The organism is Corynebacterium sp. KPL3927, assembly GCF_040225835.1.
GTDB lineage: Bacteria > Actinomycetota > Actinomycetes > Mycobacteriales > Mycobacteriaceae > Corynebacterium.
Genome location: NZ_JBEHGD010000007.1, coordinates 1 through 13481, shown reverse-complemented (window position 1 = coordinate 13481; position 13481 = coordinate 1). Strand labels below are relative to the sequence as shown.

At 56.0% G+C, this 13481-nt stretch carries 9 protein-coding genes and 1 CRISPR repeat array; of the genes, 8 read left to right on the top strand and 1 reads right to left on the bottom strand.

The features are described 5' to 3' along the window. Positions 1 to 76 precede the first annotated feature (76 nt). Positions 77 to 496, bottom strand: coding sequence for an organic hydroperoxide resistance protein (locus ABRP86_RS05145; protein ID WP_284869507.1), 420 nt, complete (start codon positions 494 to 496; stop codon positions 77 to 79). 518 nt (positions 497 to 1014) lie between these two features. On the opposite strand from ABRP86_RS05145, the gene cas3 reads away from it, so the two are divergent. The 8 genes from cas3 to cas2e all read left to right on the top strand — a co-directional run bounded on the left by cas3 (position 1015) and on the right by cas2e (position 10197). Then, positions 1015 to 3795 carry a CRISPR-associated helicase Cas3' gene (cas3, locus tag ABRP86_RS05140; protein ID WP_284869506.1) on the top strand — a complete coding sequence of 927 codons (2781 nt, stop codon included), beginning with the start codon at positions 1015 to 1017 and terminating at the stop codon, positions 3793 to 3795. Positions 3796 to 3893: 98 nt separating this feature from the next. After that, positions 3894 to 5639: a type I-E CRISPR-associated protein Cse1/CasA gene (casA, locus tag ABRP86_RS05135; protein WP_349862853.1), complete on the top strand. Its 1746-nt coding sequence runs from the start codon at positions 3894 to 3896 to the stop codon at positions 5637 to 5639. Further along, positions 5632 to 6303, top strand: a complete 672-nt coding sequence (casB, locus tag ABRP86_RS05130) for a type I-E CRISPR-associated protein Cse2/CasB (protein WP_284869503.1) — start codon at positions 5632 to 5634, stop codon at positions 6301 to 6303. Before casA ends, casB begins: the two co-directional genes overlap by 8 nt. Before the next feature lie 35 nt (positions 6304 to 6338). Next, positions 6339 to 7481 (top strand): type I-E CRISPR-associated protein Cas7/Cse4/CasC, encoded by a 1143-nt coding sequence (gene cas7e, locus ABRP86_RS05125; RefSeq protein ID WP_284869502.1) that lies wholly within the window; start codon positions 6339 to 6341, stop codon positions 7479 to 7481. A gap of 13 nt (positions 7482 to 7494) precedes the next feature. Continuing rightward, complete coding sequence (cas5e, locus tag ABRP86_RS05120) at positions 7495 to 8211, top strand: type I-E CRISPR-associated protein Cas5/CasD (RefSeq protein WP_284869501.1); 717 nt, start codon at positions 7495 to 7497, stop codon at positions 8209 to 8211. Beyond that, positions 8208 to 8906: a type I-E CRISPR-associated protein Cas6/Cse3/CasE gene (cas6e, locus tag ABRP86_RS05115; protein WP_284869499.1), complete on the top strand. Its 699-nt coding sequence runs from the start codon at positions 8208 to 8210 to the stop codon at positions 8904 to 8906. The genes cas5e and cas6e overlap by 4 nt, the downstream gene beginning before the upstream one ends. After that, positions 8906 to 9844, top strand: coding sequence for a type I-E CRISPR-associated endonuclease Cas1e (gene cas1e, locus ABRP86_RS05110; protein ID WP_349862850.1), 939 nt, complete (start codon positions 8906 to 8908; stop codon positions 9842 to 9844). The genes cas6e and cas1e overlap by 1 nt, the downstream gene beginning before the upstream one ends. After that, complete coding sequence (gene cas2e / locus ABRP86_RS05105) at positions 9841 to 10197, top strand: type I-E CRISPR-associated endoribonuclease Cas2e (protein WP_284869496.1); 357 nt, start codon at positions 9841 to 9843, stop codon at positions 10195 to 10197. The genes cas1e and cas2e overlap by 4 nt, the downstream gene beginning before the upstream one ends. 89 nt (positions 10198 to 10286) lie before the next feature. Then, positions 10287 to 13432: direct repeats of the CRISPR family, unit length 28 nt; unit sequence GTGCTCCCCGCGTGAGCGGGGATGAGCC. Positions 13433 to 13481 lie beyond the last annotated feature (49 nt).

Genomic DNA, 13481 nt, shown 5'->3' with positions numbered 1-13481 from the left:
TTATTCGAATCGTAGGATTGGCCCGCGCACGGTGGCGCTGCGCGGGCCAAGAACTAAGAGTCCGTGCTAGTACTGTTTAGTCCTGCGCGACGGTGACGTTGACGTCGATATTGCCGCGGGTGGCGTTGGAGTAGGGGCAGACCTGGTGGGCGGCATCGGCAAGTTCTTGTGCCTTATCGTGCTCCTGGGCGGGGATAATGACCTCGAGCTCAACGGCGAGCTTGAAGCCTTCGCCTTCCTTGCCAATGGACACGCGGGCGCCCACGGAAGAATCTCCCAACTCAGCCTTCTCGCTGCGGGCTACAGCCTGCAGGGCGGAGTGGAAGCAAGCGGCATAGCCAGCAGCGAAGAGCTGCTCCGGGTTGGCTCCATTGCCATCGCCACCCATTTCCTTCGGGGTGGCCATATTGAAATCAAGGTCCGAATTTTGCACTACGGCGCGGCCGTCGCGGCCTGCTCCGGTAGCGAGTGCTTCAGTGGTGTAAAGGGCGTCCATGATTACTCCTTTTCTAAAGTCATTTTCGTACTAGTAGTGAGTACAGTCGCCGATTGTACTCAGAATTGCTAACGGCGTTTTTCGAGGTCAGCGACCTAAGAAGTGAAAGGACGTGCTAGGAAAATGTGGTACGGCTCAAGTGTGCGGTGCAGGACTACTCAACCCGCGCCGGGGGAGTGGGCGCTCCTTCTGGTGGAAGTACCTTGAGGTAGCGCTTGGATCGGCTGGTGTGCTCAATCCACCGCAAGGATGTAGGTAGAAAATAATCCCCGCTGACGCGGGGAACTAGTCAATTGACTATTCAAATGAGCACTGACGTGGGCTCATCCCAGCGTTAGCTGGGAGTTTGGCGTTGCGCCTCCTGTGATCTTACCGCAAAAATTGATGCAGATTTTTAGCTTCATTTCAAAAATTGCAACACGTCAGTGCTAGATGATGTATAGTTATGAATCATTAGTTAATAACTCAAGTTCACCATAGAAGTTGGACTTGGTGAAGGCTGTACTGGAGATAGAACCATGAAATTACCAGCGAAGACAGTGGATTTTTGCACTCGTGCAGATGGTTGGTCTGGTCAACGCAGTCAGCAGGCGCGGAGCTTGTGGGCGAAATCGGGTGACGGTGTAGACCATCTCAACCTGCCGCAACATATGGTTGATTCCGCGTGTGCTGCATCCCTGGTGTTTAACTCTTGGCTTTCTCGTTCGGTAAAGGAGTTCCTGAAAGCCGAGTTGCGTGTCTCAGAGACGGATATAGAAGTTCTCTACGTCTTTCTTGCTGGGTCCCATGATGTTGGAAAAGGTGTTAAAACTTTCCAGCGGCTTCTTCTTGACCGCAGTGACGTTGCGCATTTGGTCCACGCCGTTAGCGACGCGGGACTAAATATTGAATTGAGCGCCTCAGAGGCGAATATGTCCAAGCTTCCGCATGGCATTGCCTCTGGTGAAATTTTAGCAATCTGGCTTGAAGAACAGGGACTTACCCTGCCAAAGGCTAACTCTGTGGCCGCGGTTGTCAATGCTCATCATGGTGCCGCAAGCGGGCCGAGTAAAGCGGTCCGAGAATTGATTCAAGATTATCCTTCGGGGTGGCGAATGGTTCATGGCGAACTTCTTGATGCCATGGCGAAACTTTGTGGGGAAAATGAGCTTGCGCAGGTCTTTGCCAAACTGCCGAAAGTCTCGCCCGCAGCCGCGCAAATGCTTACCGGCTTAGTGGTTATGGCGGACTGGATTGCTTCCAATGAAAAGGCTTTCAGCTTGCGCGTGGAGGGAACTCAACTAGACCGAGTGACAAGGGCTGCAGAGCTCATTGACTTGACCTCACCCTGGGAACCGGAAGCTCGATTGCATCAGGACATCGACGAGCAATTCCGGCAATCGTTTGGGTGGCCCGCAGAGTTTAAAGCGCGACAAGTACAACAGGAAATGGTGGAGGCTGCCAGCGCGATCAATGAGCCAGCGCTCATAGTCCTGGAAGCCGAAACAGGTGTAGGTAAGACTGAAGCTGCCTTAGCGGCGGCGGAAGTGCTTGCGGCGCGTAGCGGGGCACAAGGAATCTTTTTTGCCGCTCCGACCATGGCCACCGCGAATGGACTATTGCAAAGGACCATCGAATGGAGTCGAAATATAACGACAGATTCTGTTCGATCGATGTATCTCGCGCATTCCAAAAATGCGTTGGCCAAGCCTTATACGGATTTAAAATTTACGGGAATCAACCGTTATGAAGAAGAAGATGGCAACGTTGTTGCATCGCAGTGGATGTCTGGACGGCGGCTCGGCATTCTTTCCAATTTCGTGGTGGGTACCGTTGATCAAGTGCTCATGATGGCGCTACAGCAGCGGTTTTCCATGCTGAGGCACGTCGGCCTAGCAGGCAAAGTAGTAATTTTTGATGAGGTTCATTCCTTTGATGTGTATTCCTCCGATTACCTCCGCAGTGCCATCGAATGGTTGGGGTTTTATGGTGCCAGCATCATCGTCATGTCCGCCACGTTGCCGGCGGACAAGCGACGCGCATTGGTCAGCGCGTACTCCGACGGTCAATGGCCAGAGGAAGAGCCGACTGGCTACCCACTAATCACAGTGGCGACAGAAGACGAAATTCGTTCTCTAGAGGTCCCAGCGTCTCCAACAGATCTTGAAGCCACAATTAGTTTCCTTGCGGAAGGCGAAGATTCACTGCACGAACTTCTCGGGGAATGGCTCGTTGATGGCGGGTGTGTTCTTATTATCTGCAATACTATCGCACGAGCGCAGGCTGCGTATTCGGAACTCGCCGAAAGCTATGGTGATTGCGTGGAGCTTCATCATGCGGGATTTGTGGCTTGGGAACGCGTAGAAAAAGAAGATTCATTACGGCGACAACTTGGCCCGGATGCCCACAGGGGAGCAGGTCGGCCTAAGCAAAAAATTGTGGTGGCCACTCAGGTGGCGGAACAGAGCTTGGATATTGATGCCGATGCCCTGATTACTGATATCGCACCTATGGATCTGCTCATTCAGCGCATCGGGAGGCTGCACCGCCACGGGCGTCCTTCCAGCGATCGACCCGAAAAACTGCGCGAACCACAGGTTGTTATTCGCGGGCTAGAATCTTCCTCACCAGTCCCGGAATTTGAATCAGGTGCCGAGGCCATTTACGGCCGTGCGATATTGCTATCAACCTATGCAGTCTTGCCAAATAAGATTCGCCGACCAGACGACATCGCTCCGCTTGTAGCAGCTGCATATGATCGCAACTTTAAGCCGCCAGAGGCGTGGAACGAATCGTGGGAAGAGGCCATTGCGACGCGTGATTTTGAGGAATCCACAGCGCATTCAGCGTCCTCAACGTTCCGATTGCCAGATCCATGGAGTACCAACGGCCTGGACGCTCTATTCGCACGTCTGCAGGATGATTCCGCAGACAATGCCGAGATCAAAGGTGCGGCCCAAGTTCGTGACGCAGAGCCCAGCGTTGAGGTGATCCCCATCATCGAGACTGATTATGGCTATCGCCCGTGGGGCTGGGATGAAGAAGTCATCGAGGCTGCCGATATTCCGTATAAGCTGGCCTTTCATCTTGCGTCTAGTACAGTACGACTGCCTGTGCGAATGACCCGTTATGACTCGGACTTTGATGCGGTGGTCAATGACCTCGAAGGGGCAACCCCGGCCGAGTGGGGGTCACACTACTTACTGCGGGGACAACTGGCTTTGCCGTTAGATAAAGGGGGAGAGACGCAGGTAGGACGCTTTGTTCTGCGGTATACGAGCCAGCTGGGAATCGAAATTATGAGTGATGGGCGTGAGTGATATGTCCGAGGCACTAGTTAGGCTGAGAGCACCTCCTTTTACTAGGGGCAGCCACATCATCCACCAATTCACTTTTAAAAGAAAGGAGGCGAAAGATAATGACTGATACAGAAACCTTTAACCTGCTCGATGAGCCATGGATTTTGTGCATGGACAGTGCGGATAATCGCAAAGCGTTGAGCATCCGGGACATATTTTCTGGACAGGGCGATGCCCATAAAATTGTGGGCGATTCACCGACCCAGGATTATGCGGTCATAAGGCTGTTATTGGCTATATTTTGGCGTGCTCATGCGCAAGAATTAGCGGAAGCAGCAGGCGGAAGGCGGAAACGCGCCAGCTTTGATTGGGGCGAATGGTTCGCGGAAAAGCGTGAAGAATTATGCGAGACGAAGCGGGACCAAGTTGTTTTAGATTATCTTGATGCCTTTAGAGACCGGTTCGATTTACTCTCTGACACTGTTCCCTTCATGCAGGTGGCGGATATTCACTCGCAGAAAAATGAGACTCGACCGATTTCCTATATAGTTCCAGAAGCCGCTGATGATCATTTCACGATGCGTACGGCTGAGGGGCGGCGGGCAATTCCTCTAGATGAGGCCGCCCGTTGGTTGCTTCACCTGCAAGCTTATGATTATTCCGGTATTAAAACCGGCGCAGTAGGAGACCCTCGCGTAAAGGGTGGTAGAGGTTACCCCATCGGCACAGGTTGGACTGGTCGAACGGGCGGAACTTTGGTGCTTGGAACTGAAGGCCTCCTAGAAACGCTTTTGCTAAATACTCCTATGGCAGCTGTTATGACGGAGCAGGGAACTAACCCAATTGAGCTGGATAAACCGGTATGGGAAAGAGAACCTGATACCGCTGCGCAGCGCCGTGGATCGGATGACAAGCTTGGTGCTGTGCCCCAAGGAGCGGCTGATTTGGCAACTTGGCAGGCACGACGAGTGCGCCTAGTAGCTGAAGAAGGCCAGATTACTCGTGTCCTCGTATCGAATGGTGATCGCATTCCGGATGCGGGAAAGAATGTCATGGGTGATCCCATGACGCCGTATCGGTATAGCCCCAACCAGTCGAAGGCCGGCCAAGATGCTTACTACGCGCGTCCCTACGATTCCACTCAGACCATGTGGCGCGCACTTGATGCTTTGGTTGCCGTCGAAGACGACCCAGGTTTCGACCAGAAAAAGGCAAAAGCTCCCAAGCGACCAGCCAATCTCAGCAATCTCGCTGCACTTGACGTTGATGGATATCTAAACCAAGGCGCCTTTGATATTGCCTTGGTTTCGATGGAATACGGACCGCAGGAATCTTCAGTAGCCACCACTTTCAGCACCACGATCGGGCTTCCCCTAGTGGTATTGCGCGAAGATGATCTTGGCAGGCAAGCGCGTAATGCTGTCCGCACTGCCGCACAAAAGACCTATGAAACAGCCGTGAGCTTGGGCTGGTTTGAAGGTCAACTGCGGGTAGCCGCGGGCGATGATTATGAATTCGGCGTTAAGTCTAAGGACAGGTTTTATGCCCAGTTGGAGCCAGAGTTTATTGCGTGGATGCAGACCATTTCTGTTGAAAATGCAGACAGCGCTCAAATCAACTGGCAGGAACGAGTTCGAACAGTAGCTATCTCCCACGCAATGGAACTGCTGCGCGGCGCCGGGATGAAGGCGGTCATTGGCAGGGAAGTAGATACAGGAGAAGACGGAAAGGGCCGAATCGTCTCAGCTGGATCCCTTTTCCAGCAGCTACAGCGGCGTTTTGATAAGAACCTGCCGTTAACAGGCAAGTCCACACGAAATCAGAGTCCTAGCTCACCTATGAAGGAAGGTGTTGCCCATGCATGACACCAGTCATCCGCAGGAAGGAACTACTGCGGAGTACACAGGCCCGCGTTTGCGAACCTCCGTGGCGCGTACCGCAGAGGCGCTGCAGAATGATTATTTGCATTCGCCACAGCACAATAAACAAGCGCGAGCACGCGCAGTCCTAGCCCAATTACGAAAGTATTCTGCGGTACGTCTTGAACAACACCCCGTCGCGCTTGAAGAGGTCCTCCTTTTATTGGAGCCTGCATTGAGTGAACAAGAGATGGGAAAGGGCGCCGCACCGTCCGCATCAGAACTCGCGGCCTTTCAAGCCCTGACGATGCTAGGCATCCATCTACAAAGCGCTAGCACTGAAGCACATATTAAAGGCCAAAGTTTCGCACGGGCCTGCGGTCGTTTCTATGCGCACAGTCAGTCACAATCCACGAAACCGCGGTTTGATGCGATGCTCGTATCTCCCGATGAGGCTTCCCGCCTCATACATATTCGTTCCTTGGTAACGCTATTGCGCGGGGAAAATTTGGGGTTTGACTACGGTGCATTTGCTCAGGATCTGCGGGTTCTAGGCAGCAAAAACGCTACTCAAAAAGCTCATACACAGCGACAAGGCGTGCTATTGAAATGGGCACGTGACTTCGCACTCGGTTCTTATGCGTCTTCTCAGACCGAACCGACTTCTTAAAATCAATTTTCATATTCTAGAAAGGAATTTTCGCAATGGCTTTGACCATCGATATCCACGCTCTGCAGACTCTTCCGCCTTCTCTGATCAATCGTGACGACACCGGGGCGCCTAAGTCTGCCGTTTACGGCGGCGTACCGCGTCAGCGAGTCTCTTCACAGGCATGGAAGCGTGCAATCCGCAAGTACTTTGAATCTGAAATCGATGCTGAATCTGTGGGGGATCGCTCGAAGCGGCTTCCAGAGAAGATCGCACGTAAGGTTCAAGAACACGAAGGCTGGGATGCGGAGCGAGCTCAAAAGGAAGTTGCTGAGCTTTTCAAAGCTGCAGGAATTAAGACGGAAGTGGATGCGAAACGTATCAAGGCGCTGAAAGATTCCAAGGAAACCACCGAAGAAGAACTAGCAGCAGCGCAGTATCCGCAGACCAAATACTTGTTGTTCTTGAGCCCGCACCAGATTGAACGTGCCGCAGAGGCGATTTTTGCGGCCGACGGTGAAAAGATTAAGAAGAAGGATGCCCTGGAAATCCTTGATACCCAGCACTCGGTAGATATGGCGTTGTTTGGGCGTATGGTTGCCGATGATGCTGCGTATAACGTCGATGCTGCGGTACAAGTTGCGCATGCACTGGGAATTCACGCCAGCGCGCCTGAATTCGACTATTTCACCGCGGTCGATGACTTGGCCGAGGAAGGCGAAGAAACTGGTGCAGGCATGATTGGCACTGTACAAATGATGTCTTCTACCTTGTACCGTTATGCCACGGTGAATCTAGATGGACTGACACAAAATCTCGACTCGGCAGAAAACGCAAAGCAAGCCGCAGTGAATTTCGTTGATGCATTCATCAAGTCTATGCCCACGGGCAAAATCAATACCTTTGCCAACCAAACAATGCCTGAGCTCATTTATATCGCAGTTCGCGATACCCGCCCGGTGAGCCTAGTTACGGCCTTCGAAGAACCAGTAGAGCCAACCGCCGATCAGAGCTTGCGCGTCGCCGGTGCCGAAGCGTTGGCGAAAGAAGAAACCGAGTTTGAAGAAAACTATGGGCTGCAGCCTAAGGCAGCCTTTGTGGTTGGGTTGAGCGAGGCCCGTCAGGCTTTCGCACAAATCGCTGACGAAGTGACGCTGCCAGAGCTTTCGCAGCGTTTGTCTTCCGCGCTTTCGGAGTAGGAGGCTTAAAACGATGACAGCATCATTGTTGTTGCTGCTTAAAGGGCCGATGCAGTCGTGGGGAACGGAATCTCGCTACGCTACCCGTGCAACTTCGTCCTTGCCCTCAAAGTCAGGAGTTCTTGGCATGCTAGCCGCAGCTGAAGGACGCAGTCGTGATGAAGATATGGCCGATTTGGCGGGTCTCAAGTTCGCGGTGCGTGTCGATCAATCCGGGAGCCTTTTGCGCGATTATCAAACCGCGCAAAACTGGCAAAAGGATCCACAGGCATCCGCAAAGCTCATTACCCGCTATTTCCTGTCAGATGCCGCATTCGTCGCGGCAATCGAAAGTGAGGATCGCGAGCAACTCGAGAATTTTGCGGAGAATCTAAACCGGCCGGTATTTCCGCTCTATTTGGGCCGACGCTCGTGCCCGGCTCCGCCCAATGTGGTGCTTGGTGTGGTTGAAAAGCCTGCGGTTACGGCATTACAAGAGCACGGCACGTGGCACGCCACCAAGGAGTATATGAGATCCAGTGGTGGGGAAGTATCGCTGCCGATTTACCGGGACTCCCTCCCAGGAGAATCCGGCGTGGCTTGCCAGGATGTACCGAAGTCTTTTGATCCGCAGCACCGCAAGTATTCATGGCGCACTGTGGTGCAAAAGGAGTTTGCGAATGTGGACAACCCCTTAGATAGCGCGGAGCGGCGCCCGGATCCGTTTTTGGAGGCGGTGATGAATGTATGAGTACGTTAACCAAAATTCTTATCAATCCTCAGCGGCGTCAAGGGCGAAAGCTACTTGCTAATCCACAAGCAATGCACGCTGCAGTTGCCGCGTCATTTCCACCGGATGTGGCTCACGAGTCTGGGCGAATTTTATGGCGCCTTGATGGAGGTGCGCATCACCATTCCCTTTATGTGGTGGGGCCTGAAAAGCCAACTGACCATGTGATTGTGGAACAAGCAGGGTGGGATACACGGCCGGGACAATCGGTTGAGTATGACCGTCTGCTGAATTCACTGACTAAGGGGCAAAGATGGATCTTTGAACTGGTAGCCAACCCAACGTATTCGCAAGCTAATGGAGGCAAGCGAGGCAAAGTGAAGGCTCATGTGTCTGTGGAACACCAGTTGGAGTGGTTGTATCGGCGAGCAGAAAATGCCGGATTCGAACTAGCACCCCGAGCAGGGGATGATGTCAGCGATGATGAGCGTTCTCGGTGGTCCGTGGAAGAAGAAACCGCGATTATTGAGCGAAAAACGTTGGATTTCCGGAAAGGAAATGGCAACAGGCGTGTGCGTATCGCCACAGCCCGATACCGCGGAACCTTAGAGGTCAAAGATCCTGAGGCTCTTCGGCACACACTTACTCATGGGATAGGAAGAGCTCGTGGTTATGGTTGTGGCATGATGACCCTAGCTCGACCGATGGGGTCTTGATGTCTAATCCAAGCGAAGTTCCTGTCACCCGCCAAGCTTTGTCCCGGATGGGAGACCGAATCAGTTTCCTGTACGCCGAGCGCTGCGTGATTAATAGGGACGGTAATTCACTAACGATTACGGACCAGCGCGGCGTCGCACATGTACCAGCCACACAATTGGCGGCACTGCTGCTTGGTCCAGGAACGAGGATTACTTACGCAGGTATGGCTTTGCTTGGCGATGCCGGGGTTACCACCCTCTGGGTAGGTGAGCGCGGCGTTCGGTACTATGCGCACGGTCGGCCACCAGCGAAATCGTCCCGCATGGCTGAAATTCATGCGCAGGTAGTGTCTCACCAGCGGAAGCGTTTGGACGTGGCTCGCAGAATGTATGCCATGCGGTTTCCAGGAGAAGACGTTTCTCAGCTGACGATGTCCCAGCTGCGTGGCCGCGAAGGGGCACGCATGAAGCGAATATATGCGGCTGAAGCCGAGCGTACTGGAGTCTATTGGACTCGGAGGTCTTATGATCCCAATGATTTCGACTCGTCTGACCCAATTAACCAGGCCCTGACTGCGGGCAGCGCCGCACTATATGGAGTTGCTCATGCTGTCGTTGCGGCGCTTGGTTTCATCCCTGCCTTGGGGATAGTACATACAGGCACCGATAGGTCATTCGTCTACGACATTGCTGACCTCTACAAAGCAGAGATTTCTATTCCAGCGGCATTCGATGCTGTCGCAGCTCAACAGGGTAATCCCTCTGTGGAAGTGCGTCGTTTCGTGCGGGATCAAGTTGTCTCACGCCGCCTCATGCCGCGGATGGTTCAAGACCTTAAAGCACTTTTTGATGTTCCTGATGACGAGCTTGTCAGTGATGCCGAGTTAATGCTGTGGAGTGAACTTGAAGTCATCGCTTCTGGTCTTAACTGGGCAGAAGAGGAAACGTTGTCATGATGGTGCTGGTTATTACTGCTTGTCCCGCTGGACTACGCGGCGATCTGTCCAAGTGGCTCATTGAACTGACTCCCGGTGTATTCGTGGGACGTCCCTCTGCTCGTATACGAGATTTGCTCTGGGATCGTACAACCGAGCTTTGTAAAGATGGCCGCGCACTTTTGGTGTATTCAGTCGCGAATGAGCAGGGAATGGAGTTCAAGACTCACAGACATCATTGGGAACCTACGGATTTTGACGGGATTACCTTGATGACGCGACCGACTAAGTCTAAGCAACCACAGCGAAGGACTGGATGGTCTCAAGCCCGACGTAACCGTATTTCTTATAAGAAACAGAAGGGAGGATATTAGACCGCGTGGAGCTTCGAGGGTAGCTTTCCCCAAAATACAAGTCGTATGTAAAATACGTTTAAGGCTCGAATTTCTGCTGTTCAGCAAGTGTGCTCCCCGCGTGAGCGGGGATGAGCCTCTTCAACCTGATAAAGCAGCTCTGGGAAGCCGGTGCTCCCCGCGTGAGCGGGGATGAGCCCCCGCTCGAGAGTGAAGCTAATCGCTAAATCTCGTGCTCCCCGCGTGAGCGGGGATGAGCCCTCGGTCTTGGACTGCGGTTCACGCCATGCTGGCGTGCTCCCCGCGTGAGCGGGGATGAGCCCCATCTACACCATCACCGGCATCATCGCCCTGAGTGCTCCCCGCGTGAGCGGGGATGAGCCCCACCGACACGGTTCAGCTGCTTAGCGACCGTAGTGCTCCCCGCGTGAGCGGGGATGAGCCCCGGCGGTTTGTGGTGGGTTATTCCGGTCGTGAGTGCTCCCCGCGTGAGCGGGGATGAGCCGTCAACGACGCCGGCACCGTCACCCTCGAAGTAGTGCTCCCCGCGTGAGCGGGGATGAGCCCCTTCATGATTCCGCCCAAGGCCTTACGGAATCGTGCTCCCCGCGTGAGCGGGGATGAGCCGGCGTTCAGTGATGGTTTTAACCGTCTTGCTTCGTGCTCCCCGCGTGAGCGGGGATGAGCCCACGTCCGGCCAATCAGAATGGGTACTCAACTCGTGCTCCCCGCGTGAGCGGGGATGAGCCCTAGTCAGATAGGCGGTAAAGAGCAGGCTGGGAGTGCTCCCCGCGTGAGCGGGGATGAGCCCTCGCCGACGACGATAGGAATCGTATCCACAGCGTGCTCCCCGCGTGAGCGGGGATGAGCCCTCACCGACTACAAAGGCCACACCTGGCACCTCGTGCTCCCCGCGTGAGCGGGGATGAGCCCCATCCATATCCTGACAAAGTGTTAGCAGTAGGGTGCTCCCCGCGTGAGCGGGGATGAGCCCGGTTTACTCTCCATCGCTGGCAGTATCGTCATGTGCTCCCCGCGTGAGCGGGGATGAGCCTCTACTCCCCAATGAGTCGTGCCCCAGCGTGGGGTGCTCCCCGCGTGAGCGGGGATGAGCCCTTCGGTGACGCCGCCTATAGAAGCGCGGCTGAGTGCTCCCCGCGTGAGCGGGGATGAGCCCTCGTACAGAAATGGCGGAAAAATGCAGCCTAAGTGCTCCCCGCGTGAGCGGGGATGAGCCGGACAAGCTGGTGCGCTCCACGCATAACGGCCTGTGCTCCCCGCGTGAGCGGGGATGAGCCCCACCAATATTATCGGCGATAAGGAAAATCCTGGTGCTCCCCGCGTGAGCGGGGATGAGCCCGAGAGTTCGAGCGCCACGGGGTGAGGGTTATCGTGCTCCCCGCGTGAGCGGGGATGAGCCCCCTGCTGAGGTGCCGATGTGTGTCAGAGGCGTGTGCTCCCCGCGTGAGCGGGGATGAGCCGGATGGTCATGTAGGCAAGCTGGAGGCGTGCGCGTGCTCCCCGCGTGAGCGGGGATGAGCCGTCCCCATCCTCGGAGCTCGCCTACTGACCCCAGTGCTCCCCGCGTGAGCGGGGATGAGCCCGACAACCGCGATGATAACCAGCGGAATCAAGAGTGCTCCCCGCGTGAGCGGGGATGAGCCGGTTGAAAATGTCCAGCGGAATGCCCACCAGCGGTGCTCCCCGCGTGAGCGGGGATGAGCCGCAGCAGCTGGCCAGCAGCATGAAGCCCAGCAGGTGCTCCCCGCGTGAGCGGGGATGAGCCCCACTCACCAATAGTGGAGAAGATTGGCTGAAGGTGCTCCCCGCGTGAGCGGGGATGAGCCGTCACCGCCGTCGCCAAAAAAGTCAAAGAACACGTGCTCCCCGCGTGAGCGGGGATGAGCCCCGGCGGGTGGCGGCCCCTACTAGCTCCAGCTGGTGCTCCCCGCGTGAGCGGGGATGAGCCCCCAACCCGAGCCAAAAAAAGCCCAAAAAGCCGAGTGCTCCCCGCGTGAGCGGGGATGAGCCTTGGTCTGCAACAAAAGCTTGCCGACCAGATGGGTGCTCCCCGCGTGAGCGGGGATGAGCCCTTCAACGACGCAGTCCAGTACGAAATCATCACGTGCTCCCCGCGTGAGCGGGGATGAGCCCAATATTGTCGAGGTCCATGGCCTGCTGCTTGCGTGCTCCCCGCGTGAGCGGGGATGAGCCGTTCTGTGACGCGGTTGGGGCGCCCATGCTGGTGTGCTCCCCGCGTGAGCGGGGATGAGCCTGACGCCGGCGTTTTCAGCCTGCCCACTCACCGGTGCTCCCCGCGTGAGCGGGGATGAGCCCCGCGTGGCTACTGATTGGCACCGCAAAGCTCAGTGCTCCCCGCGTGAGCGGGGATGAGCCGTAACCCCGCCACCGCACGATGTGACGCACAGTGGTGCTCCCCGCGTGAGCGGGGATGAGCCCACTCACCAGGCACAATCAACGTAAATGTCTACGTGCTCCCCGCGTGAGCGGGGATGAGCCCCAATTCGCCACAATAAGCATCAAAGCCACCGAGTGCTCCCCGCGTGAGCGGGGATGAGCCGCCGCTCCAACTTTTGGACCTTCATCCATGGAAGTGCTCCCCGCGTGAGCGGGGATGAGCCCCCGCCTAAGAGTGAGCACGATGTGGCTAATAAGTGCTCCCCGCGTGAGCGGGGATGAGCCCGCCTTCAAAGGCAGCAAGGCAGAATTATCTGCCGTGCTCCCCGCGTGAGCGGGGATGAGCCGTCCGCCAGCCTTCTCCCCTGCCCCTAGATCACGTGCTCCCCGCGTGAGCGGGGATGAGCCCCAGTTATGTCCAGCTTTTTGCCAATCTCTGCCGTGCTCCCCGCGTGAGCGGGGATGAGCCGTCGACTCGACGATGACCGGAGTCTCTGGCAAGCGTGCTCCCCGCGTGAGCGGGGATGAGCCACCCGGCCAAGACCTCCAGGACACGCTGAGTCGTGTGCTCCCCGCGTGAGCGGGGATGAGCCCCCGGTTATGCCCTTATCGGCAAAGCGGTTGAGCGTGCTCCCCGCGTGAGCGGGGATGATCCCGCCGACATCGCCCAGCGTGGCAGCGATTTCACGTGCTCCCCGCGTGAGCGGGGATGAGCCTACGCCACCCGCCGCTTGGACGATAACGCCACCGTGCTCCCCGCGTGAGCGGGGATGAGCCCCACCCTGCGTGCCACGCCACCAAACAGTGGCGGTGCTCCCCGCGTGAGCGGGGATGATCCCGCCGACATCGCCCAGCGTGGCAGCGATTTCACGTGCTCCCCGCGTGAG

What these genes read in the sequence shown, in the direction of transcription:
- ABRP86_RS05145 (WP_284869507.1), bottom strand. Translation starts at nt 496, where the DNA reads ATGGACGCCCTTTACACCACTGAAGCACTCGCTACCGGAGCAGGCCGC.
- cas3 (WP_284869506.1), top strand. Translation starts at nt 1,015, where the DNA reads ATGAAATTACCAGCGAAGACAGTGGATTTTTGCACTCGTGCAGATGGT.
- casA (WP_349862853.1), top strand. Translation starts at nt 3,894, where the DNA reads ATGACTGATACAGAAACCTTTAACCTGCTCGATGAGCCATGGATTTTG.
- casB (WP_284869503.1), top strand. Translation starts at nt 5,632, where the DNA reads ATGCATGACACCAGTCATCCGCAGGAAGGAACTACTGCGGAGTACACA.
- cas7e (WP_284869502.1), top strand. Translation starts at nt 6,339, where the DNA reads ATGGCTTTGACCATCGATATCCACGCTCTGCAGACTCTTCCGCCTTCT.
- cas5e (WP_284869501.1), top strand. Translation starts at nt 7,495, where the DNA reads ATGACAGCATCATTGTTGTTGCTGCTTAAAGGGCCGATGCAGTCGTGG.
- cas6e (WP_284869499.1), top strand. Translation starts at nt 8,208, where the DNA reads ATGAGTACGTTAACCAAAATTCTTATCAATCCTCAGCGGCGTCAAGGG.
- cas1e (WP_349862850.1), top strand. Translation starts at nt 8,906, where the DNA reads ATGTCTAATCCAAGCGAAGTTCCTGTCACCCGCCAAGCTTTGTCCCGG.
- cas2e (WP_284869496.1), top strand. Translation starts at nt 9,841, where the DNA reads ATGATGGTGCTGGTTATTACTGCTTGTCCCGCTGGACTACGCGGCGAT.